This window comes from Vibrio harveyi (assembly GCF_030060435.1).
Classification (GTDB): domain Bacteria; phylum Pseudomonadota; class Gammaproteobacteria; order Enterobacterales; family Vibrionaceae; genus Vibrio; species Vibrio harveyi.
Map to the genome: position 1 here is coordinate 1,886,865 of NZ_CP125875.1, position 23,436 is coordinate 1,910,300.

The following is a 23,436-nucleotide window of genomic DNA, read 5'->3' on the forward strand; positions in this document are numbered from 1 at the left end:
TACAAAAAAGCCGAACAGCAGTCACTGTTCGGCTTTTTATTTTGCGCGACATGAATCCTCTTACTGACTCGGCACGCCATTAAGAAACTCTTGAAAGCTCGGCGCTCGAACTCGGCTCAGTACCTTCCTTATGTCTTCCATCAAGCTGTCATCAGACCAATCGACACGAATATCGATCGGCGCATGAGTATAACTTTCTATACGAAGAGAGGCAGAATAGGTACCGCGCTTATCCCCTCCCGCTTCCAATGCGGCTTCTAGTGCAGAAATAAGCACTTCCGCTAGCGTTGCCTCATAGCTATCACGATATTGCGGTTTGCCCCCAGCTCTCACTTGCTCGGCATTGATCACAGTCTGAGCTAGGAACGAATCTGCAAACGCCTCAATAACCGCATCACTTTCAAGCATATTTCCGGCAACCGCCAAATCTTGAAGTGCTAGAGATCCTACGTACGCGATGTTCTCTTCGCCGTTTATAAACGCGGTATGGCCATGTTTGTCCATTACCATACATTGGCGCTTGGCGAATTCCGCATCACCTTCTTTCAAACGGTCAATCACCTCATGACAAGACAGTCCTTGAGATAACCATCGCTTGGCATTGTCTGCATACCAAGGATTGGTAAACAAACCTTGAGTTGCACAGGCGCCAACTCCACGCCAACTGTGGTTCACATAACCACCAACGGCAACACCGCCAGTGGCTGTGATGGAAGCCGATAATCCCGTTTCAGGATTAACATGAATAAGTGAAATCGTCATAGATTCTCGATATAAAAAGACGTTAGTAGCCGACCATTTGTCCAATAAACAGCGCCAACCAACACAAGGCGTAAACAAATACCATGAATGGCATAATTGCCTTTAACCACTGCTCGTAAGAGACGCGACCCAGCGCCAACATGGCTAGCGTACCACCAGAAGTCGGTACAATAAGGTTGGTAAGACCATCACCAACTTGGAATGCAGTGATCATAAGCTGACGGCTCATGCCAGTAAGATCTGCAACAGGAATTAGGATCGGCATGGTCACCATCGCTTGACCAGAACCCGATGGCACAAATAGGTTGATCACACCTTGCACCACACTTGCGACAATCGCAGAGATAGCAATCGGCATGTCTTGGATAAGTGAGCTTAGCGCGTTAACGATGGTATCGATGATTTGCGCTTGGTCGAGAATGATTTGAATCGACGCCGCAACACCAATCACCAAGGCGCCTGCGGTTACGCCCGATGCACCTTCCATCATTTGCTTCACGATGCCATTCGCACTTAAACCGTTCACCGCACCGATCACAATTGCCATTAATAAGAACAGACCTGCGATCTCGTTGATGTACCAACCGTTAGCAAATACGCCGTAAAGCATCACACCAAGACCAGCTAGGAATACGCCTAGCGTCAGTTTGTCTTTCTTCTCTAGGTGGTATTCCGATAAATCTTTGCTTAAGCCTTCTGCTGAATCTGGCTCTTTAAACTCCATCTTCGCCACACGAGTACAGATGTAGTAAGACAGCAATGCAAGAGAGGAAATTACCATCGCTGCACGCAACCAAGCGCCCGAGAAAGTAGGCAGTTCAGCAATACCTTGAGCCACACCTACGGTATAAGGGTTGATTGGTGACAGTGCAAAGCCTACACCGATACCGCCCACTGCCATTACCGTACCGACAAGGCTGGAGTAACCAACCGCAACAGAAATCAGAACCGCAACCGGAACGAGTGCGATGTTGTTCTCAAAGCCTACCGCCACGCCAAAGAAACCGTAGATAAAGGTGCCGATTGTGATGATAAGATTACGGTTCTTCACGCCAGCTTTGTTTACCGCCACACCAATCGCGTTCTCAAGCGCACCAGTGCGTTGCAAGATGTGGAACAAACCACCAGCAATGAATACGATGAACAAGTAAGGTGCCGCGCTGATCAAACCTTTCGGAATCGCGACAAAAATGTCAAAGAAATGCACCGCAGGCACATCACTCAGATAAGCAAATGAGTTTGGGACAACGGTAGTACGACCGTCCACCACAACACGTGAGAACTCCCCGGCAGGCACAACAAAAGTCAGTAGATACGTTGCCACCAAAATCATAAAGATCAGGACCATTGGGTCCGGCATACTCTTGTACCAAGCCTTCTTCTCTGTTGTCTCCATCTTTTTTGTCATATCCATAACAAAATCTCTCCTTAGTATAGGAATGAAAACCCATTGGTATGAGCCTTCACGTTCACAAGCTAAAACCAAGTCTTGGTTTTGAAAGTAAAAAAGAGGATGAACCCCCACCCTCTCTTGTGTTATTTCGCTTTTATTGGTGTTTCATCAGCATGCAGAAATGGTTCAGAACCTCGACTGCTGCTACTAGGTCTTGTTGTAAAATCGCTTCATCAGGATGATGGCTAACCCCGCCCGTACAACGCATAAACAACATCGCAATATCCGTCAGCTCACACACAGCCAGACCATCATGACCCGCGCCACTGAATAGATGTTTGGTGTCAATATTGGATAGTGCGATCGCTTGAGTAAGTGCCGAAGAAAGTGAATCAGAACAGGTGACAGCAGCTTGCTCATAAGTTTGTTCGTGGTGATACGCGAGGTTGTACTGCGCCATCAAGGTTTGAATGTTCTCCAGCATTTCTTTTCGTGCGGCAATGCGAGAGGCATCATTTGGAGAGCGCAGTTCGATAGTGATGTCCGTCTGCTGAGGAATCACATTCACACCATTTGGGAAGTTGGCGATTTTACCTACGACGCCCACTAGGTCGTCTTCACGTTTGCACAGTTGGTCAAACATATGAATGACCTGAGCTGCCCCAACTAGCGCATCTTGACGCATGTCCATTGGCACTGTGCCTGCGTGTCCGGCTTTGCCAACAATCGACAAAGTATGACGCTCAATCCCAGTGATGGCAGTAACCACACCGACTGGCAAGTTCGCTTGTTCAAGCTGTGGTCCTTGCTCAATATGCAGTTCCACAAAGCCCAACACCTTTTCTTTGCTGTAAGCATCTTTTCCGATCTGATCTGGATGGCAACCAAACGACGTTAACGCTTCACGCATGGTCACGCCGTGGGCATCTCGCGCATCCAGCACACTTGGGTCAAACGTCCCAGATATCGCTTTTGAGCCAAGCAGTGTCGATTGGAATCGAGTGCCCTCTTCATCGCTAAAGGCAATCACATCAATATTGAATGGGAATTCGAATTTCTGTTGATGAAAATAGTGAATCAACGCAACTGGTAGAATCACACCCAAAATGCCATCGTATTTACCACCATTTGGCACCGTGTCTTGGTGAGAGCCAAAAATCAGCGTCTGGGCATTTGGATTTGGGCTGTGATAGCGACCAATAAGATTTGCAGCATTGTCCATGCGCACTTCCATACCAGACAGCAGCATCCACTCACGTAGTTTTTCATTCGCTTTTGCGTGCTCTTCACTGGCACATAAGCGAGTAACACCTTCGCTATCTGGGTCTTGGGTTTGGCTGCATTGAGCAATATCTTCCAACCACTCCCACGCTAGGCTGGCAGTTTCTACAAATTTTTCCATCTTGAATCGCTCTTTTTCTAACCATGTTCATTTTTAATTTATCATGATAAATATCAAATGAAAGACATTTATCATGATAAATAGACTTTTTTGTGAGAGTGATTCGATCGATAATCGGATGGTTTCATAATCAACAACCCGTACTTTTTCCAAAAAAAGAAACGTAGAAAACAGGTGACATCCTTTGAATTTCCTTCAGAATTCAATAGGGTCTGTTAACCTTTCGTGCTGATTTTTGCAGCGAATTGTTGGGTGTTTACACAAGGCAGAGACTTTGATGTGTAGTTAGCCTACATGAGAAGTCGATAACGAAGTAGAAATGGTCAACAAACGCTGCCCAAAGGGTTCGGGCTAGGCGCCCCCGCAAAATCGTTTTATGCTTTGTTAAGGAGTATTTGCTTAGAGTGACTAGGCGGCACACTCCTTGCCTCGCCTAAAACGATTTTATCTCGAACAAAATTTAACCACGAAAGATAAACAGACCCTAGATACCGCGAGAAAAACCAGCGAGGATAATGTGGCAAGCAGCGCAAAAGGACGTAGAACTCAACAATTAGCCGAATCGATCAAAGCATGGATTGTCGATCAAGCTTTACAACCCGGCGATCGTCTCCCAAGCGAAACCGACGTGATGGAAACTTTTGATGCGTCAAAAAGCACAGTACGTGAAAGCATGCGTATCTTAGAGGCTCAAGGTATTCTCTCGACCAAGACTGGGCCAAAAGGCGGTGTGTTTGTTAGCGAAATGAGTGAGAACAAAGCTCAGGCACTACTGAGTAACTACCTGTTCTTCAAAGACGTTTCAATTTCTGATCTGTACCAGATCCGCTTATCTCTGGAACCAGAGATCGCAGCATCATTGGCGGGCACATTGACCGATGAGCAACTTGCTCGTCTCGATCAGCAGATCGATAAGTACCAGACGCCACCGGAAGATGTGTATCAAGAGCGCGAACACCACATTGCATCGATTGAGTTTCACAGCCTCTTAGCGAGCTATTCTGGCAACGAGCTGCTGAAGTTTGTGGTTCGCTTTACTGCGCAAATGCTTACCGAGCTAACGATTTATCGCAAACTGTATGAACCGGGCAACCACAAGCTGTGGCAAACGGGTGTGCAAAGCCAACGTGCACTGGTTGAAGCATTGCGTAAAAGTGACGCATCAAAAGCCAAGCAAGTGATGGAACAACACATGCTGACTGCGCATCAATTGATGAAGAAACAAGAAGCTGAAGTGGCGAACCGTTTTCTCACAGAAAGCTAATTGGCCCGCCATCGTTTGAAATGCTGAATTAAGCGTGATTGGCTAAGGTCATTTTACGCACCAAACGGAAGAATTCATCGGATTCTTCTTCCGTCAGGCAAGAGAAGAAATCTTGCTTGAGGTTAGTCATGATGCGGTGCACTTTGCGTACCGCCTCTACCCCTTCTTTTGTGAGTGTTAGAATCTTTAATCTCTGATTGGTTTCGCTCTTAGAGACTTGTACAAAGCCACGCTTTTCTAAGTTGTCCACCATGCGTTTTGCGACACTTCGCTCCGTTAGTACCGCATCCGCCAATTCTTGCTGACTCATCGGTTGAAACTCTTCCAACGCGGCCAAGGCACTCGCCATTTCCAACGTCATCAAGTTCTGACGCGATAGCTCTGCTTGTGCACGATTACGGAATGTTCGGTGCATCACACCACACACAAACATTGGGCTTTGATCCAACACGGATATCGGAGAAATCTTCTGATCTTTCATATTGCCTGTTTTACTTTCGGCTTTGTTTTCAATTGGATAGTCTGGTGTTTGCAAGAGATTCCCGACTGCGCTCCTTCGTCGCTTTCGGGAATGACGAGAAACATAACCGAGAGAGCAACACCCCGTCATTCCGACGAGCCTACGCGAGATCAAGAATCTAATTGCCACACGCTCTCACTCAATATTTCACATCAAGTCACAGCACTCGGTGAGCAGATTCTGAATCATGCTCGTCCCTCGCTGTTCAGAATGACGAGAAACATAACCCAGAGAGCAACACCCCGTCATTCCGACGAGCCTACGCGAGATCAAGAATCTAATTGCCGCACGCTCCCACTCAATATTTCACGTAAAGCAACAGCACTCGGTGAGCAGATTCTGAATCACGCTCGTCCCTCGCTGTTCAGAATGACGAGAAACATAACCGAGAGAGCAACACCCCGTCATTCCGACGAGCCTAAGCGAGATCAGGAATCTAACTGCCGCACGCTCCCACTCAATATTTCTCATCAAGCCACAATACTCGGTGAGCAGATTATGAATCACGCTCGTCCCTCGCTATTCAGAATGACGAGAAACATAACCGAGAGAGTAACATCCCGTCATTCCGACGAGCCTAGGCGAGATCAGGAATCTAATTGCCGCACGCTCTTGGCTCAATATTTCTCATCAAGCCACAGCACTCGGTGAGCAGATTCTGAATCACACTCGTCCCTCGCTGTTCAGAATGACGAGAAACATAACCGAGAGAGCAACACCCCGTCATTCCGACGAGCCTAAGCGAGATCAGGAATCTAATTGCCACACGCTCTCACTCAATATTTCACGTCAAGCTAAGGCTCTCGGTGAGCAGATTCTGAATCACACTCGTTCCTCGCTGTTCAGAATGACGTAAAAATTAAACTTAAAACCCAAACTATCCAATTAAATCCAAAAATAAAGGACGCCGAAGCGCCCTTTTCTTGTACTTATTAGCAATAGTATAACTTAGTCTTTAGCGCTAAGTCCTACTCTTGGCTTGCCGTTGGTTGTGAAGTAGATTCCACTTGCTCTTTTTGAGCCTCTTTTCTTGCGCGGCGGTCGAACAAACGCTCAACCACAACGAAGAACACAGGCACGAAGAAGATACCAAGCAAGGTCGCACTTACCATACCGCCAAGTACACCTGTACCTACCGCGTTTTGACCCGCAGAGCCTACACCCGCACTGATCGCTAGCGGTACTACGCCAAGACCAAACGCAAGCGAGGTCATGATGATCGGACGAAGACGAACACGTACCGCATGCAGCGTTGCTTCAATCAAGCCCGCGCCTTTCTCGTAGTATTCCTTCGCAAATTCCACAATAAGGATCGCGTTCTTGGTTGCCAGACCAACAGTGGTCAACAAGCTTACTTGGAAGAATACGTCGTTATCCATACCGCGAGTCATGACCGCAAGTACCGCACCTAGAACACCTAGAGGTACAACAAGCACAACCGCAAATGGTACTGACCAACTCTCATAAAGCGCTGCTAGTACAAGGAAGACAACCAGAATCGACAGCGCGTAAAGCATTGGTGCTTGGTTACCAGACAAACGTTCCTCGTAAGAGATACCGTTCCAGTTCACCGTAAAGCCAGGAGGCAGTTTTTCTACCATGGCTTCGATTTCTGCCATCGCTTCACCAGTACTTACGCCCGGAGCCGCGCCACCTTGGATGTTCATCGCAGGTAGACCGTTAAAGCGTTGTAATAGCGGAGAACCGTAAGTCCATTCACCCGTTGCAAATGCCGAGAACGGTACCATTTCGCCTTGTGAGTTACGCACGTACCATGAGTCGAAATCTTTCGGCTGCATGCGGTGTTCTGCGTCACTCTGTACCATTACCTTCTTCACGCGTCCGCGGTCGATGTAATCGTTAATGTACGCACCACCCCATGCCGAAGCGAGGATTTGGTTTACATCATTAATGCTCACATCAAGCGCACGCAGTTTCACGTGGTCGATATGAACTTGGTACATCGGCGCATCTGCCTGACCGTTTGGACGCACACCCACCAGTTTCGGGTTTTGTGCTGCCATACCTAGGATTTGGTATTGAGCTGCCACAAGCGCTTCGTGACCGTTACCGGTTGAGTCTTGTAGGTAGAAGTCGAAACCGGTCGCGTTACCCAACTCTTGAATCGCCGGTGGTGCAAACGCAAACACCATTGCTTCTTTAATCGTTGAGAAGTAACCCATCGCACGACCTGTCAGCGAAGCCGCATCCGAACCCGGTGCTTCACGTTCTGACCAATCTTTCAGACCGATAAACGCCATACCCATGTTCTGACCTTGACCTGCGAAGCTGAAGCCCGCTACCGAGAAGACAGATTTAACATTGCCTTTCTCTTCTTCAAGGAAGTAGTTACGGACTTTTTCTAGTGTTTTTTCAGTCTGCTCTTGAGTCGAGTTCGGTGGCAAAATTGCCATTGAGAACACGGTACCTTGGTCTTCATCCGGTAGGAACGATGTCGGAAGGTTCATGAACAACCAACCTGCGCCGGCACTCATTGCCGCGAATACCAACAGCATACGACCGGTGCGTTTTAGCATTTTCGCTACGCCCGCTTCGTAACCCGCTGTTGCTGCATCAAACTTACGGTTGAACCAGCCAAAGAAGCCTTTCTTATCCGAAAATTCTGCATCGCCTTTCTTCAGTAAACTCGCACAAAGTGCCGGAGTAAGAATGATCGCCACCAATACCGATAGCGTCATCGCCGCTACGATGGTGATAGAGAACTGACGGTAGATAACACCAGTTGAGCCAGACATGAACGCCATCGGTACGAATACCGCAGACAGCGTCAAACCAACACCCACTAGTGCGCCAGTGATCTGCCCCATTGACTTCTTCGTTGCTTCTTTTGGATCGAGACCGTCTTCGTGCATTACACGTTCCACGTTCTCTACCACAACGATCGCATCATCTACCAGCAAGCCGATTGCCAGAACCATCGCAAACATGGTTAAGGTGTTAACACTAAAGCCTGTCGCGTAAAGGATCGCAAACGTACCCAGCAATACCACCGGAACCGCAATCGTTGGGATGATCGTCGCACGGAAGTTCTGCAAGAACAGGTACATGATCAAGAATACCAACACGATCGCTTCAAGCAGTGTCTTGATTACCTCTTTGATCGACGCATCAACGAATGGCGTTGTCTCAAACGGGTAAGCGATCTTCAAGCCATCAGGGAAAGTCGCACTTAGCTGACCAAGACGTTCTTTTACTGCTTCTGCCGTTTCTAGCGCGTTCGCACCAGTACCAAGCGAGATACCAAGACCTGCTGCCGGGAAGCCGTTGTACTGACCTTTGATATCGTAGCTTTCTGCGCCGCGCTCAACACGTGCCACGTCTTTCAGGTAAACGTTCGAACCGTTCGCTTCTGATTTCAGAATGATGTTTCTGAATTCAGCCACACTGGTTAAACGGCTTGCTGAAGAAATGGTTGCGTTAAGCAACTGACCTTTTTGCGCAGGCGCTGCACCCAACTGACCAGAAGAAACCTGTGCGTTCTGTTCACGAATAGCGTTCGCGACGTCGATTGCAGTAAGGTTGAACTGAGTCAGTTTGAATGGGTCTAGCCAAACACGCATTGCGTATTGAGAACCAAACGCTTGCACTTGACCTACGCCCGTTACACGGCTGATCGGATCTTGAATATTGGTAACAACAAAGTCACCGATGTCGTTTTCTGTAAAGTCCGGGTCTTCTGAGTAAACTGCCACAACCATCAAGAATGAGGTGTTAGATTTATTTACAACGATACCTTGGCTTTGTACTTCCATCGGAAGCGACGTCATCGCCAATTGCAGTTTATTCTGCACCTGAACTTGCGCGATATCTGGATCGGCTTCGCTATCAAACGTCAGCGTGATGGTGGCATTACCAAACGCATCACTGCTTGAGTTTAGGTAACGCAGGTAGTCCAGACCCGTCATGTTTTGCTCGATAACCTGAGTTACTGAGTCTTCTACGGTTTTCGCAGAAGCACCAGGGTAACGAGCACTGATTGAGATCGTGGTCGGTGAAATCGTTGGATATTGAGAAACTGGCAAGTTGAACAAAGACATTACGCCCGCCAACATAGTCAGAATCGCAAGTACCCAAGCAAATACCGGACGATCGATAAAGAATCGTGCCATGATTAAGCCTGCTCACCTGATTGAATAGTTACTGGACTACCCGGTTGGATCATCTGTAGACCGGTTGTGATGACTTTATCACCCACTTTCAGACCGTCAGTAATACGCCACTGGTTACCAATAGACTCCGCCGTTGTTACCGGAGTTATTGTTACCTTGTTGTCCGCACCCACTGTCATTACTGAGGCTTTGCCCGTTGCGTCACGCGTAACTGTGTTCTGCGGGATAAGAATCGCCACTGGGTCCACACCTACTGTTACCGTTGCGCGCACAAACATACCCGGTAGCAATAAGCCATCTGGGTTCGCGAATTCTGCACGTAGCGTTACGCTGCCAGTACTTTCATCTACATTCACTTCGGTAAACTTCATAATACCTTTATGCGCATACGTCGAACCGTCTTCAAGCGTTAGTGTTACTTGAGCGGATTCGTCTTTTTGCAAGTGACCTTGTGACATCGCTGCTTTCAAACGGAGTAGCTGAGCAGAAGATTGCACGATATCAACATTGATTGGGTCTAGCTGTTGGATAGTCGTTAGCGTCGCCGCTTGGTTTGCCGTTACTAGCGCACCCGCCGTTACGTTAGACTTGCTGATCACACCGCTGATTGGCGCCTTAACTTGTGCGTAAGAAAGATTGATCTTCGCTGTATTGATCTTCGCTTTCGCTACCAACACTTGCGCTTTCGCTTCTTTGTACGCTGCTTCTGCTTCATCGAGATCTTGTTGGCTGATCGATTTCTTCGTAATCAACGCGCGGTAACGACGAACTGTTGAGTACGTCGATTCTTCCGAAGCTTGAGCACGGATCAATTCCGCTTCTGCACTTAATAGGTCTGCTTGGAACGTAGAATCGTCGATCTGGTAAAGCGACTGACCTTTCTCAACCACACCACCCTCTTCAAAATTGCGCTCAGAAATAATACCCGTGACCTGTGGGCGAACTTCTGCCTCTTTAAACGCTCGGCTACGACCAGGCAATTCTACCGTTAACGCTTGGCGAACCGGTTCAACCGTCATTACCGTCACTTCTGGTGTCGGCGCTGGACCACCTTGTGCTTGTCCTTCTTGGCTCTGTTCACACCCGACCAATAATAGGCTCGACGCAATCAAGAGCGATAGCGTGGTTCTACGTGTCATGAAAATTCTCTCTTCCTAACTAAAAAACGTGACTCAATAAAAAGTCAGCAAATATTAGTCGGGATGATAATTATTCAATGTTGTACATACAACAAAATTTACCGCTCTTTACGATAGACAAAAATGTTTGTTCTAAAGCTGTTATTGATCTCTCAATTTGAGCGCTTTTCTATTGGAAAAATAAATTTTCTGTGAGCAATTGAAATTGGATTTTTCTTAAGAAAAACAGGAAAAAAGAGTAGACAAAACCAGAGAATTAGTGACAAAAAAATCAACAAAAATTCATATTGGAGAAAAATTAATATAAGCAGAGCATAAACTGAAATGATAACAAAGTGGCATTGAATTTCATTTACACCTGATTAACATTGAATCATAAGCTGAACATTTACGCTTCGCTTTGCGTAATTATTTTTCAAATATAGACGTTGATTTCCTTCTTCATTTCCCTATAATCCGCTCCCCTAAAACAGCCTGAAATACGAAATAAGTTGGTTATGAAAAACAACAATAGAATAGTATTAGGGAAATTCACATGGGACAGGACGACTCACTATTTACTGCCCTCCCTCTTGAGTGGCAAAACAGAAGAGCTAGACGCACTTAAGCTCACCAATAAACAAAAAGCGTTATTGAACTGCCTTGTTGATGCGTATCCAAACACGATCAGCAATAAAGAGATTATTCAGCAAGTCTGGGGCTATGAGCACATCTCACAAGAGAGTTTACCTCAGCTGATTAATCGCACTCGACGAACGTTAGAAGATAACGAAAAAACCATTCTGGTTAATACCCCTGGGGTTGGTTATTCCCTCAGTTTTGAGTTTGCTCCAGAAGAGCCAGTTTCACAGCCAATGACCAAGCCAGAAGAGTGCGAGAGCAAACCAGTCAACAAGCAAAACGCAAAACTATGGAATGCGCTTTTTATAGTCATGATGCTAGTGACGCTCTTTAATCTTTATGAAACGACGAAAGCACTGTATTACAAGCACGACTTTGAACAAGTGCTAAGAGCCAAAGCTTACCCAGAAATGAACCGTTCAAAAGATGGCACCATCACGCTAACGATAGATAACCATGAATGTATTTACCACAAAGATGAGCTCTTACTTAAATGTCCATAAATACAAAGCATTAGTATTACTGGTCATGCTAAATAGCCTTTTGTTGTTTATTGCGCATCAGTCAAAGGTGCAGCTTTTCGGCAAGGTCGAAGGGATTGGCTACCGATGGACAACTTACACTGAGTTGTATAAAAGCCACATAGATTCCCAAGTTCACTATTCAAAGCTTGATTCTGGTGAAGAGAACTACCAATTTAAGGAATATCACTATGAGTATTCCAAATCAAAAGGGAAAGACTATATTGTTTTGGGCGATGATAAACCAGTAAGTGCCCGACACAATCGTGTCTTCTACATTGACGAACAATGCAATGTCTTTTTCTTCGGTAGAGCCAAAAGAACGTTATCGAATATGTCTTTTCGCTGCTTATACTGAGAAGATTGCAATCGCTGTTAGAGCATAAAAACCGAGCTGAATAATTTCAACTCGGTTTTCTTTTATTTCGAAATAACTGGAAAGTGTTTGTTAAGAAACGCCATCACGTGCGGAGCATACTTCTGAGAATCAAATATCGGCGCACTATGCCCCACTCCTTCTTCAATCCACAACTTCTACTCATTAATAAACGGAAGTCTCGTTTAGTCACGACCTTACGATAAATATTTTGTTCCAATGTCGGTGGCTCGTAGGAAGAAAGCGAGAAATGCACATCGCCAGACACCAGTTTCAATGATGAATAGAGACTTCCCGCCCCCCGAATAATGGTGCGGGTTCAAACACCTATAGACAAAAAAGCCCCAAACTAAAGGGGCTTTGAGTTACCTAATCTTCCACTTGATTAAACGCGGAACTGACTGACTTGCTTGTCTAACTGTTGCGTCTGTTCTGACAGCATAGACAGTGACTGTTGCGCTTGGCTCACCACATCAACAATCGACGTGCTGCTGTCTGCGATACCTTGAACGTTGCTGTTCACTTCATCACTCACTGAGCTTTGTTGACCTGCTGCTGTCGCAATGTGCGTGTTCATCTCGTTCATACGTGCGATCGCGTTAAGGATTTCAGCCAAAGATTCTGTCGCCAAACCTGCCGATTGAATGGTGTCTTCGCTGCTGGTTTTACTGCCCTGCATCACTTCCACCGCCTGAGCAGCGCCTGCTTGCAGCTTCTCAATCATCGATTGAATCTCGCCCGTGCTCTTTTGCGTGCGGCTCGCTAGGGAACGAACTTCATCTGCCACGACAGCAAAACCACGACCTTGCTCACCAGCACGCGCCGCTTCAATCGCCGCGTTCAATGCCAACAAGTTGGTCTGTTCTGCAATGCCACGGATAACGTCCAATACCGAAGCAATGTTGCTTACGTCATTATCTAGTGTATTGATAACTTGGCTTGCACTTTCAATCTCACCCGCAAGATCACGAATCGCTGCGACTGTTTGCTCCAAAATCACATTGGTATTCGACAGCTCTTCGTTCGCTGTTTGGCTTGCCAAAGCGGCTTCTGTAGCGCTGTCGCTCACGTTGCGACTGGTCACTTGCATTTCATGAACTGCTGCGGCAACAGCTTCGCTATCACGTTGTTGGTGAACTGTTGAATCTGCAATGGTTGAGGTCAACGAATTCAGGTTGTTCATTTCCTGACGCAATGTGTTTGCGCTTTCGACGACTTGTGACACTGTCGCTTGAATTTTAGTCACGAACTGGTTGAAGCCACCGGCAAGTTGACCAATTTCATCTTGCGAGTTGATGCTAATACGTTGGCTCAAATCTCCTTCTCCAGACGCAATTTGCACCATTGCTTCTTTGATGTCGTTGATTGGCTTCACAACAGTTTTTAGCAGTAATACCACCATACCAAGCGCAGCAATAATCACGATTGCGATGCCTGCTTCAAGAATAAGTTCTGCACGGAGCGCCGCTGCTGCGATATCCGTTTTTAGCGTCTTTTGTTTCGCTTCAATCGCATCTTTCACCACATTTAGTTGCTCACGTACCGCACCAAATTGGTGTTCAAATTCCGCTTTGTTTGACTCGTAATAACTTACCCACTGCGATTGTGGCTTGCTGATCATGGTTTCATAGCTTTGCAGCCATTTCTCACCTGTTGATACTAGCTTCTGCACCTCGCTACCATGACTGCGAGGCATTACCCCCGCATCGGACAGTGACATGACTTTTTTCATACGTGGCAGAGCTTTGTATGCGTTGTCTTTGTATTCAAATAGATGGTGGTCAATTTCCGCTTGAGACTGCGCCAGAGCTAAACCTTGAATCGCTGACGTCGCCTGATAAAGGTCGCGATACGCATCTTCAATGGTAAAAAGGCTTGGGGTAACCTGCTCGTTAAGCGTGTCGCTAAGCTCGGTTTGTTTCCACATCGTGAGAACATTCAATACTGAGCTTAAAGTCAGTAATACAATCATCAAAGATAGAGGGAGAACTATCTTTTGCTTGATAGAGAGGTTGCTGAACATGAATAGATACCTTTTGTTATATTGTTCAAATCGCGCCCAATTATAACAAAGAGAAAGCACAAGTAATTTCATATACAGTGCAACGTATTATAATAATTTTTATCTTTACGACTAATATTTTAGATTCAACAAATAATTGAATTTATTGGCTTATCTATAACGGACCAAGGTCACAAAGACACATCAAGAACTTCAGTCAATACAAGTTGTTTCCCCTTGTTTTGGTTGGAAGATCTCCATCATGGGTTCAATTTGACCATTACCCCACACGACAAAGCCAAAGCACAATAAGGGGAGCAAGAGATGAATAAGGGATTTAAGCGTGCCAAGTTTGCCGCGTTGAATCGCTGTGGGTCTGAATACTTTGACGCCTTTTGGTGGGAACTGACCTTCGATCAAGCCACGTACACCGAGAGGCAACATCAATACCGCAGAAAGTAAAAACACGGACAGTGGCATCCAAAAGAACAGTATGTGAACCAGAAGTTCTAAACCTGACATACCGAACACTTCATAACATTCCGGTGCTTTGGCAACTGCTTGCAGTAGAGACTCTCCCTTAAGCTTAAACAGCACGCCTACTAGAACACAAAATGCACCAGTGATAGCGACTCTGATGATCTTTTCTTGTTTGCTGTACTCCGGTGCGTATTCCTTCATGCCCTTCCCTACAAAGATAAAAAACGAATCAAACAAGATTAAGAATGGCACGCCAAAGGGCAAATGTGTGGCTGGCTTTTGGGACACACAATGGCGAATAATGAAACAGAAAGAAAACAGCCTCAATATCGGTATTGAGGCTGCCAAATACTGTTGCCCTAGTAAACTAACAATTTGGTTTTAATGATGGCGTACCTTATTTGAACATTACTTAAGCTCGCGCAACAGGTACAGCATCAGCTTCAATGGCGTTTTTGCGATAATGCTGTGAGGCAAATGCGCGTCCATTAGTAGCCAAGCGCCAGCTTTTAGTTCCTTCGCCTCTTCTTCTAACGTGAACGTACATTCTCCTTCGAGTATTTGTGCAATCGCTGGTACTGCTGCGGTATGTTCGCTCATTTCTTCACCTTCGGCGAACCCGAAGATAACACCTCGCAAACGCTCACTTTTGTACACAGGACAACTCGTGATACCTGCTTTGGGGATATTCACTTCATTCGCGAGATCTTCATATAAGGTGTATTCAAACATGATTTAGCTTTCCTTCTTTCTTGCGACAAGCGTTATCGCAGATAGGTTCTTTTCGTATTTACGGAAAATCTTACGCATGCCTAACACACGCTTTCTCGCTTGCGGTTTAGTCAGTACGTTTTTCACGATTTTTAAGAACCCACTCAAGCCTTCATCGGCGATAACGCGTTTTGGTTCGAGTAAATGCATTGGAGCAACAGCTTCAAATTCAACGACAAAACCATTCTCTTCCATCAGAGCTTTCCACTCTGCGGGTGCGATGGGTTTGGCGGGGTGTTGAATGGTCTCGGAAACTTCTCTTTGAATCGCGCGCTTTTTGTCTTCATCGATAGTATCTGGCGTAATGCACAATTCATGGATACCGTAACGCCCATGAGTCGCGAGGATTCGAGCAGCCTCAGCAATAATTTCGTTTTTACGCGCATCGGATTGCATCGTCAGCATTGCTTCGCCATAAACCACAGAAGCGCATTCTGGCTCTAACCCTGTCTCTTGTGCATTCCCGACATGACAACGTTGGTTTGAACCCTGTAAGTAAGAGCGAACAATCTCGGCTGCCTGCTCATTTTGTTCGATAGCGGTGTAGCTTGCAGGGGATTTTTCCAAGCACAAACGTGCCGTATAACCCATACCAGGCGCGAATTCGACAACACGGTCATCACGGGTAATTGCCAACCCTTGCAGCATTTTTTGTGTTAGCTCTTTGCCACCAGGACGCAGCACTTTCTTACCCAGTTGAGCGAGTACCCAGTGTCCCGGTGTTTTTGTCACTTCTCGCCCTTCATTGGGCATCGCTAATCGTTTAGACATAATGACTCCTAAGCAAAGATGGCGACGGGAACAAAAAGAACGACCAGACCGCACAAGGCAACCCATCGAAATACGTGGCTAATACCGTCCATAACTGTTCTCCTTTCTCAGGTTGGATAAGTTGGCACATCAATCAATAATGATTATTATTTGTATCTTATCCCCCAAGTCCGAATTTGCTGCTTGATAATTATCAAGCTAAGGAAAACAGCGTGCCCGGCTCTATTGTTTCGCTCCTGAACGAAGAAGAAAAAACGCAACTCTTCTCAAAACGCTCGCCTTTGCATTGCGATGCAGGGCATCAACTGTTTGAACGTGGGGAGCCTGCGGAAAATATGTATTTGGTAGAGAAAGGAAAAGTCTCGCTGTTTCGTTTGATGCCAAACGGCGACGAAAAGCTGTTTAGAGTGTTCATGGCGGGAGAAATGATTGCGGAAATGGCGATGTTTATGTCTCCAAGAACCTATCCGATGAGTGCCCGTGTCGATCAGGACACGGAGTTATCAGTGTTCTACTACCAAGATGTGTTAACGGTGTTTACTCAGTCTCCGCAGACTTCATTAAAAGTCATGAACTACATGACCAATCGCATCCACCAGCTGATGGATACCGTGAACATTTTGACGCAAGTAAACGCGAACCAAAGACTGGTGATGAAGCTGGCTGACTTCTATTGTGCTCAATCGAGAAGCGAAGGGAAAATCACATTACCCGTGACAAAAAAGCTGCTCGCAACACAGCTAGGGATGACGCCAGAAACGCTTTCTAGGACGTTCAAAAAACTGAAAAACGAGGGTTTTATTACTGAGTGCGAAAGCCATATCACGTTGCTAGATATTCCTGCCATGTGCGAAGCGGTGGAGTTAGCACCAGAAATATTCCAACGAGATTGAGAGGCAGCCATCAGCGGTGTTTGCCGACTTGAACATTCCACCACCACCCAAAAGATGCAAATGAGATGCATTATTAATTGATAAAGATCAAATCTGGGTGAGCAAATCTTGTTCATCATACTGCGATAATAATGATAACCATTCCCACTTAAAGTGCTAAGAGCTTTTATTTTTAGTGCGATTTTTCTAAGGAAATGCAGTATGTCTCTTTTAAAGCCAAGGGTGGCACCTTTTACATTATTGCTGCCAACGCTTATTGCCCCTCTCACCTATGCATCTAGTGATGCCGAACAACAAAAGCCCACAGCAAACACACAAAAAATGGAAACCGTTGTCGTCGTTGCGTCTCGTATGGAACAGTCTATTTCTGACGTCGCAGGTAGTGTGGCGGTTGTCAGCTCAGAAGATATTGAAAAGCAGATGGCAAACAATATCGAAGAAAGCCTACGTTACATACCGGGCGTCAGCATGAATGGCAACTCACGTTTTGGGGCGTCAGATTTCAATGTCCGAGGAATGGACGGAAGCCGGGTTAAAGTTCTAGTCGATGGCGTAGAACAACCCGTCGCTTACGGTTCAGGAGTCAGCGGAACTGTGATGAATGTTCTTGGCAAAGGTCAAGGGCAAGTCGAAGTTGATACGCTCACCGCCATTGAAGTTAACAAAGGTTCGTCTTCAAGTTTGTACGGCAGTGGTGCACTCGGCGGCAGCGTTTTGATGAGAACAAAATCCGCTGATGATCTCCTCCAAGGCGAAGAAGGTCATGCGAGTGTCGACGCAGGGTATCAATCTCGCGACGGCAGTTACAAAGCAACCGTAAACGCGGCTCGCCAGTTTAATGAAGACCTTAAAGGGATGATTATCTTTACTCACCGCGATGGTGACGAACTGGAAACGCATGGCGATGGAGCTGATATCACTGGCGAAGGTCGCGGTAAAGCCGATCCGATGAACTACACATCAAACAACATTTTGTCTAAGTTAGAGCTTCAAGCCAGTGAAGATCATCATTTCGTGTTTACTGGGCAGTACTTCGAACAAGACTCGGATGGAGAAAGTCTTTCTCTAGAAGGCAGCTCTAGTGGCTTCAATAAATATTCTAACTATCATTTCGAGGACACTCAGCGCAGAGGTCGCGTTGGCATTGAGCACACTTGGAATGCTCAATACGCCGCTTTTGATCGCTTAACTTGGCAAGCAAACTGGCAGATTTCGGAAGCGAAAAACACCACAAAAGACACACTGACAAGCGCTTTCCCACCTTTTACCAGCACCGTTCGAACCAGACAACGTAACGCGAAGGATACATCGCTCCAGCTGGATGTACAGCTCGATAAATCGTTCGTGCTAGGAAACACAAATCACGACTTTATTTACGGAGCAACCTTAATCGACAGCGAGTTCAAGCTCGAAACTCGTGACACGGATAATAAAGGGAAAGACACCAGTGGCGTTGTTGAAATGCCACCAAAAACTGACGTACGCAAAGCTGGGCTTTTCGCGCAAGATCAGATGTATCTTATGAATGACCGCTTGATTGTAACCACTGGTCTTCGCTACGACATGTTCCAATACCGACCAACCAAAGATCATCGCAATATCAACGGTAACCTAGGTGAATACGAAGATCTCGATACAGATGCAATCACAGGACAATTGGGAGGCGTGTTCCACTTTACCGATACCACCAGCGCCTTCGCTAAATACGCGCGTGGTTTTAAAGCACCAACACCAGAAGAGCTTTACTACAGCTTTGAGCGTAATCCCGTCCCTGGAATGCATGTTGTAGTGCTTGCAAACCCTGATTTGAAGCCCGAATCCAGTGATTCTATTGAACTGGGTGTTCGCCAGAACTACCAAGCGTTGAACTGGGAATTAGCAGCGTACTACAACGATTACAGTGACTTCATTAACTCGACATCTTGGACTGAAGTGCACCAAGGTACTCGATACATGTACAGCAAAAACGAGAACATCGACAACGCGAAAATCTACGGTGTGGAATTCTCAAGTGCCCTGCAGCTCGGAGCATTAATGCCTGTACCAAATGGCACTTACTTACGTGTCAGTGGTGCATGGTCCGAAGGTGAGGATAAAGACTCAGGAAAAGCCATAGACAGTGTCGCACCACTGACCGGGGTATTGGGTCTTGGCTTCGACCAAGCCAATGCACTGTACGGTTGGGAAACCACCTTAACGGCTGTTGCTAGCAAAGATGGCAGCGATTGGAGCAATAAAGATAACTTGTCAGCACCTGGCTACGGCATCGTTGATGTTACCGCCTATGCGCAACCAATCAAGAACCTAACCATTCGAGGTGGTGTATTTAACGTATTTGATAAGAAATACTGGAACTACAGCCGTGTGAAAGGGTTAACACCAACGTCCGTTGCAAATTCAGACTCGTTAACTTCGCCAGGTATCAACTTCGGCGTGAACGCGAAATACGTTTTCTAAAGCACATTTATACTATTTAGCCCCTTCTTCTACGGAGGGGCTTTGATTTATCAAACATACCCATATTTGTTCATGGTATGTAAGGTGAAATACATGAAAAAACTCTTATGTTTGGCACTCGCTTCTTTGGTCACGATGCCCTTGCATGCTGAAGATCGTATGATCAGCGCAGGCTTTGGGGTGACGGAAATCATTTATGCATTAGGCGCGCAAGACAAGCTAGTCGGTGCAGATTTTACCAGTAGACATTTGATTGAAGGCAATGAAGACATCGCACAGCTAGGCTTGCATGTTCGCCTCTCTGCTGAGGGAGTAATGGCACTGCGCCCTACCCACTTGATCGGCACTGATGAAATGGGACCACAAACTGCCATCAAACAAATTGCCAAAAGTGGTGTCGAAGTGGTAACAATCCCTTCAGGGCAACATGTTCCTCAGCTGTTGTCTCGAATAGACACTCTGGCAGCAGTCATGGGGCATCCTACTGAAGCCAAGCAGCTAAAACAAAGCGTGACATCAGAAATTGAGAAACTAGAACACAAACAATGCCAAACCAAGCCAAAAGCTATTTTCTTTATGCTTGACCGCTCTGGAGCAACACGCGTCGGTGGCGCTGATACGGCAATCGACACCATCATTACTCTCGCAGGGGCGATTAATCCTGCACAAGCACACTTTAAAGGCTATCGCTCAACCAGTATGGAAGCGATGTTAGAGATGCAACCCGACTACATTTTAGTGAGTCAAAGAGCGTGGGATATGTATCAGAGTGCGGATAAGATTCTGGACAAGTTGCCGGTTCTAAAATTAACGCCAGCCGGCATCAACAAAAATATCCTTGTCGTACCAAGTGGCGCCTTATTGGGTGGATTTGGGCTAGCAAGTATCGAGGTAGCAAAAGAGCTCAATCAAACGTTTTGCCCTCAATAATCAAGCGTTGCTTAAAAACAAAAAAACAGCTCCTAATGAGCTGTTTTTGTTGCTTCTGAAAGCGATATCTAAGTGCAGGTATTACGCCTTCTTCACAAACTGCGCCGTCACCATCATCTCGCCAGCGCCATCGACTTTACAATCTAGTTGATGATCTTTGCCGTCTTTAATACGACGAATCACAGCTTTGGTGCCGATCTTCAGCACCAATGAGCTGCCTTTTACTTTTAGATCTTTGGCTAACGTGACCTTATCACCTTCCTGCAGCAAAGTGCCGTTGGCATCTTTCACGTTTACGGCGTCTTCTTCTGCTGCCTGAGTCGGGTTCCACTCGTGTGCGCATTCAGGGCAAACTAAGTGGTCTTGATCTGGATAAACGTATTCTGAGTTACAATTTGGGCAAGGAGGTAAAGACATAAATAATCACGAGCTAATGAATTTGCCAATATGGTAATGGTAATTGCTCACCTTATCGAGCCTATTTGCAAACTATCGTATATATCGAAAAACAAAGCTGATTGAAAACGGCGTCATCTCTTACCCGAGGACAACGCCGTTCGATGCGCCGAACTATATAGACGATTCAAACAAGCCTGTAATACATTTCAAAGGGAAAAGCCTTGCTTGCTCCAACCCTCTCAACGTTACCGTATTGAGGTCATCAATAAAGAAACGACTGGTCATCGTGTGTTTGCCACCATTAATGAAAATCTCGATGACAGAATGGTCGATATACATCTCAATCGTCTGCTTAGCGTCCAATCTTGGTGCTTTTCGAATGCCACCAAATTCTTCTGCGTACAATTGCGACATGTGACGACGGTCCAGCATAAACTCATGCTCTGTCGCACTAAAGACGATGTTGTCACCCTTGAGGTTACTCAGCTCAAGTTCAAAGCCATCACCCTCAAGGTCTAATTGGATCAAACAACTGGTGCTTTCAAGTGTATGGGATTGTGCAAAGACCACCTCTTCTTTTCTTAAACTTTTCAGCTCAGGGAGCGGAGTTTGAACAAGAAAACCATCTGTCAACGCTAGTTCTCTAGGAAGAGACAACATTCCTGCCCACTGGTATGTGACCGATGGTGTGTCGATATCTGGCAACCCTATCCATGCAATAAGAATGCGACGCCCATTCTCATCTAAATAGGTTTGTGGGGCGTAGAAATCAAACCCATAATCTGGCTGCAAAATATCTTGGTGGTTTTCTAAAGTCATCGACTCTAGGTTCAACTGATCACCCACGATATACGCGACAGAATAGATGTTTTTAAAATCATAAGGATTACTACTGCTCACGCCCTGTGGAGAAAACAGCATCACCGATTGACCATTAATCTCAAAGAAATCAGGGCACTCCCACATGTACCCAAGGTCAGAAAACTTGGTCTTGATAGAACCTTTATGCTGCCACGTTTTCAAATCTTTGCTTTGATAGAGCACCATTGAACCATGTTCAGTTTTGGTTTGAGCACCCACCACCATCAAATAGTCGTCGCCTTTCTTCCAAACTTTTGGATCACGAAAGTGCTCCGTGTAATGTTCGTTCTCAATGACCACACCGTGCTTTTCAATGTTGCCGTCTGAATCCATGGTGGCAAAACACTGTGTTGGGATTCGATTCCAGTTTTGGTCACGCTTGTTGCCAGTAAAAAACAGCAAAGCCTTGTTGTTTTCCACCAAAGCGCCGCCCGAATAGACACCATGTGAATCGTAGTCTTGGTCAGGATGAAGACCCACGCCATGATCAGTAAAATGGATGAAGTCTTTAGTAGAAAGGTGATACCAATACTTCATTCCATGAACTGGTCCCACAGGCGTCCACTGGTAAAAGATGTGGTGCTCACCATTGAAATAGCACAACCCATTTGGGTCATTTAACAGCCCAAATCTAGGGGCTATATGAAAACTAGGAAAGCCTTTATCTTGCTGACGTAAAAGTGTCATTTCTTCGATATCACACTGAGGGATTTGCTCAAGTCGGCGATATCTTTGCTCTACAGTCCAACGGTTGTTTAAGCTCATAATTTTTCTCAACTGAAATTGGATCTGGAGATCATTGCCCAATAAATTGCAGCAATTCTGTCTGGGTTGGAAGCGCGGTCATTGCGCCTTTTTGCGTCGTCGCTAATGCACCACAGCCATTTGCCCATTGAGTCGCAGAGCTAACAACAGGATGATTTTTCCAATCGTCATGTTGAGACAGACATGCCAGTAGCCCTCCGACAAAAGCATCACCCGCACCTGTGGTATCAATCGGACTAACGACTTGACCTGTGATCAGCTCACTCTGACTTTCAAAGACGCGCCAAACACCTTTCGCACCTTGTGTCACCAAGACCAAAGCAATATTCAAAGCGGCTATTTGTTGTAAACCTTGTGCCATCGATGTTGAGTCAGTTAAGAACAAAAGCTCCTCTTCAGAGAACTTAACCACATCAGCCATCGCTACAGCCTTCATCACGACAGCTTGGATTTCTGATTGATCTTGCCACACTTCATCACGCAAGTTAGGGTCAAAGCTAATGAAACCACCAGCGGCTTTTGCTCTTTTGATCGCCTCAAATGTGCTACTTCGACTTGGCTCATTTGCCAGTGAAATCGAGCAAACATGCAGCCAATCACCTTGCTTAAAGTTTGGGATATCTTCAACAGACATAAACTGATCAGCGCTCGGTTTTACCATAAACGTAAAGCTGCGTTCACCTTGATCGTCTAAATCCACCACCACTGTTGATGTTCTTTGCTCAGGATCTTTAACGAGAAACTCCGTGCACACGCCCTCTTGATCCAGCGTTGATTGCATGAAGCGACCAAATGGGTCATCACCCACACGTCCAAAAAACGCACTCTTACCAGATAGACGAGCAATTGCTACGGCGACATTCGCTGGTGCACCACCGGGACATTTGAGTAAAGAAGTCTCAGATTCCGGTATTAGATCGACAACAGCATCACCAGTTACCCACACTTGATTCATCTTGCTTACCTTAAAATTAAAGCC

Annotated in this window: 18 protein-coding genes and 1 pseudogene; 5 read left to right on the forward strand and 14 right to left on the reverse strand. The window is 46.1% G+C overall.

All coding sequences use genetic code 11. The features are described 5' to 3' along the window. Window positions 1-60 precede the first annotated feature (60 nt). From QMY49_RS09020 to QMY49_RS09030, 3 genes are all read right to left on the reverse strand, one after another. Window positions 61-762 (reverse strand): DUF1028 domain-containing protein, encoded by a 702-nt coding sequence (locus tag QMY49_RS09020; protein ID WP_188015245.1) that lies wholly within the window; start codon window positions 760-762, stop codon window positions 61-63. 22 nt (window positions 763-784) lie between these two features. Beyond that, window positions 785-2,176 (reverse strand): YfcC family protein, encoded by a 1,392-nt coding sequence (locus QMY49_RS09025; RefSeq protein WP_283311116.1) that lies wholly within the window; start codon window positions 2,174-2,176, stop codon window positions 785-787. Between the two features lie 133 nt (window positions 2,177-2,309). Continuing rightward, window positions 2,310-3,557, reverse strand: coding sequence for a M20 family metallo-hydrolase (locus tag QMY49_RS09030; RefSeq protein ID WP_239923844.1), 1,248 nt, complete (start codon window positions 3,555-3,557; stop codon window positions 2,310-2,312). 517 nt (window positions 3,558-4,074) lie between these two features. On the opposite strand from QMY49_RS09030, the gene QMY49_RS09035 reads away from it, so the two are divergent. Further along, window positions 4,075-4,821, forward strand: a complete 747-nt coding sequence (locus QMY49_RS09035; RefSeq protein WP_009700450.1) for a FadR/GntR family transcriptional regulator — start codon at window positions 4,075-4,077, stop codon at window positions 4,819-4,821. A 28-nt stretch (window positions 4,822-4,849) separates the two neighbouring features. On the opposite strand, the gene QMY49_RS09040 is transcribed toward QMY49_RS09035, so the two are convergent. From QMY49_RS09040 to QMY49_RS09050, 3 genes are all read right to left on the reverse strand, one after another. After that, the gene (locus QMY49_RS09040) at window positions 4,850-5,302 is read right to left on the reverse strand and encodes a MarR family winged helix-turn-helix transcriptional regulator (protein WP_005446725.1); all 453 of its coding nucleotides are present in this window, start codon (window positions 5,300-5,302) and stop codon (window positions 4,850-4,852) included. Between the two features lie 1,007 nt (window positions 5,303-6,309). Continuing rightward, window positions 6,310-9,471: an efflux RND transporter permease subunit gene (locus QMY49_RS09045; RefSeq protein WP_222325701.1), complete on the reverse strand. Its 3,162-nt coding sequence runs from the start codon at window positions 9,469-9,471 to the stop codon at window positions 6,310-6,312. Between the two features lie 2 nt (window positions 9,472-9,473). Continuing rightward, the gene (locus QMY49_RS09050; RefSeq protein ID WP_038898123.1) at window positions 9,474-10,610 is read right to left on the reverse strand and encodes an efflux RND transporter periplasmic adaptor subunit; all 1,137 of its coding nucleotides are present in this window, start codon (window positions 10,608-10,610) and stop codon (window positions 9,474-9,476) included. 497 nt (window positions 10,611-11,107) lie between these two features. Here QMY49_RS09050 and QMY49_RS09055 point away from each other — a divergent pair, with 497 nt between their 5' ends. After that, the gene (locus tag QMY49_RS09055) at window positions 11,108-11,734 is read left to right on the forward strand and encodes a winged helix-turn-helix domain-containing protein (RefSeq protein ID WP_283311122.1); all 627 of its coding nucleotides are present in this window, start codon (window positions 11,108-11,110) and stop codon (window positions 11,732-11,734) included. A 438-nt stretch (window positions 11,735-12,172) separates the two neighbouring features. Here the strand turns inward: QMY49_RS09055 and QMY49_RS27315 are convergent. The 5 genes and pseudogenes from QMY49_RS27315 to QMY49_RS09080 form a co-directional block, all read right to left on the reverse strand. Beyond that, a pseudogene (locus QMY49_RS27315) lies at window positions 12,173-12,286 on the reverse strand (alpha/beta hydrolase); the annotation flags it as partial. 227 nt (window positions 12,287-12,513) lie between these two features. After that, a complete protein-coding gene (locus tag QMY49_RS09065; protein WP_017819109.1) occupies window positions 12,514-14,151 on the reverse strand; it encodes a methyl-accepting chemotaxis protein in 1,638 nt (545 codons plus the stop codon). Between the two features lie 192 nt (window positions 14,152-14,343). Beyond that, window positions 14,344-14,811: a hypothetical protein gene (locus tag QMY49_RS09070; protein WP_283311125.1), complete on the reverse strand. Its 468-nt coding sequence runs from the start codon at window positions 14,809-14,811 to the stop codon at window positions 14,344-14,346. A gap of 207 nt (window positions 14,812-15,018) precedes the next feature. Further along, window positions 15,019-15,342 (reverse strand): cupin domain-containing protein, encoded by a 324-nt coding sequence (locus QMY49_RS09075; RefSeq protein WP_283311127.1) that lies wholly within the window; start codon window positions 15,340-15,342, stop codon window positions 15,019-15,021. A gap of 3 nt (window positions 15,343-15,345) precedes the next feature. Next, the gene (locus tag QMY49_RS09080) at window positions 15,346-16,152 is read right to left on the reverse strand and encodes a class I SAM-dependent methyltransferase (protein WP_283311130.1); all 807 of its coding nucleotides are present in this window, start codon (window positions 16,150-16,152) and stop codon (window positions 15,346-15,348) included. A gap of 212 nt (window positions 16,153-16,364) precedes the next feature. Between QMY49_RS09080 and QMY49_RS09085 the strand changes: the two genes are divergently transcribed. The 3 genes from QMY49_RS09085 (at window position 16,365) to QMY49_RS09095 (ending at window position 20,432) form a co-directional block, all read left to right on the forward strand. Then, on the forward strand, window positions 16,365-17,045 hold the full coding sequence (locus QMY49_RS09085; protein ID WP_038898128.1) for a Crp/Fnr family transcriptional regulator: 681 nt from the start codon (window positions 16,365-16,367) through the stop codon (window positions 17,043-17,045). A 201-nt stretch (window positions 17,046-17,246) separates the two neighbouring features. Beyond that, on the forward strand, window positions 17,247-19,502 hold the full coding sequence (locus QMY49_RS09090; protein WP_283311133.1) for a TonB-dependent hemoglobin/transferrin/lactoferrin family receptor: 2,256 nt from the start codon (window positions 17,247-17,249) through the stop codon (window positions 19,500-19,502). Between the two features lie 93 nt (window positions 19,503-19,595). Then, window positions 19,596-20,432: a heme/hemin ABC transporter substrate-binding protein gene (locus QMY49_RS09095; RefSeq protein WP_049535749.1), complete on the forward strand. Its 837-nt coding sequence runs from the start codon at window positions 19,596-19,598 to the stop codon at window positions 20,430-20,432. Window positions 20,433-20,513: 81 nt separating this feature from the next. Here QMY49_RS09095 and QMY49_RS09100 read toward each other — a convergent pair whose 3' ends face one another. The 3 genes from QMY49_RS09100 to QMY49_RS09110 all read right to left on the reverse strand — a co-directional run bounded on the left by QMY49_RS09100 (window position 20,514) and on the right by QMY49_RS09110 (window position 23,412). Further along, window positions 20,514-20,849, reverse strand: coding sequence for a zinc ribbon domain-containing protein YjdM (locus QMY49_RS09100; RefSeq protein WP_005450215.1), 336 nt, complete (start codon window positions 20,847-20,849; stop codon window positions 20,514-20,516). 153 nt (window positions 20,850-21,002) lie between these two features. Further along, the gene (locus tag QMY49_RS09105) at window positions 21,003-22,457 is read right to left on the reverse strand and encodes a sucrose-6-phosphate hydrolase (protein WP_283311138.1); all 1,455 of its coding nucleotides are present in this window, start codon (window positions 22,455-22,457) and stop codon (window positions 21,003-21,005) included. A gap of 31 nt (window positions 22,458-22,488) precedes the next feature. Next, window positions 22,489-23,412, reverse strand: a complete 924-nt coding sequence (locus QMY49_RS09110; protein ID WP_114321019.1) for an aminoimidazole riboside kinase — start codon at window positions 23,410-23,412, stop codon at window positions 22,489-22,491. Window positions 23,413-23,436 lie beyond the last annotated feature (24 nt).